Raw genomic sequence first — 634 nt, 5'->3', positions numbered from 1 at the left:
CCTAGCAGCGTGCCGTCAGGCTTGGTGTAGACGATGCCCGTCAGACGTGAGGCGTCGTCGTAACTGTAAGCGGCGCGCATGCCGCTCGGCAGGGTCAGTCGTAGGTATAGTTGACCTAGCTTGGCGGGGTGGTTTCACTCAGCAGCTGGTCGAAGTTGCCATAGCTGCGGCGGATGCTGCCGGCACCGGCGCTGTCGGCGGAATTAAAAATAGAATAAACAACTTCAGAATCAGATAAAACTTTAAAAAAATCAACAAACTTAATCAAGGAATAAACAATTCTACATTTTTAAAGCTTTTAAAGACTGACACATTCCTCAATTTTTCCACATTCCCATCGAATAATTGAAAATAAATTTGTTCTATCAGGCCACAATCATCTTTAAACACAATCATTTTCACTCCCTTTCCAACATACACATCGGTATTGACGTAATTTTCTTTAAACCCCAAACCAAAATATCGGACCAATACCTCAACCAATTCTGAAGGAAGCCTATCCTTCGTTTCGAATTCCCAGCCCAAATCATCCAATTTTTTTTTGGCAGATGCCGGCACCAAAAATGCAGCTTTATAAATCGTATTCACTTTACCACTTTCAACTTATTCCCACACTCGTACTGGAATTGTTTCT

General features: G+C 42.7%; 2 protein-coding genes. Both read right to left on the bottom strand.

Going from position 1 to position 634, the window contains the following annotated elements; translation table 11 throughout:
* Positions 1-115: 115 nt before the first annotated feature.
* On the bottom strand, positions 116-268 hold the full coding sequence (locus tag JK635_RS15145) for a hypothetical protein (protein WP_202654805.1): 153 nt from the start codon (positions 266-268) through the stop codon (positions 116-118).
* Positions 265-588: a hypothetical protein gene (locus tag JK635_RS15140; protein WP_202654804.1), complete on the bottom strand. Its 324-nt coding sequence runs from the start codon at positions 586-588 to the stop codon at positions 265-267. Before JK635_RS15140 ends, JK635_RS15145 begins: the two co-directional genes overlap by 4 nt.
* Positions 589-634 lie beyond the last annotated feature (46 nt).

The organism is Neobacillus paridis, assembly GCF_016765675.1.
Classification (GTDB): domain Bacteria; phylum Bacillota; class Bacilli; order Bacillales; family Cytobacillaceae; genus Neobacillus; species Neobacillus paridis.
Note: the sequence above shows the minus strand (reverse complement) of the source record. Positions and strands in the feature narration are given on the sequence as shown.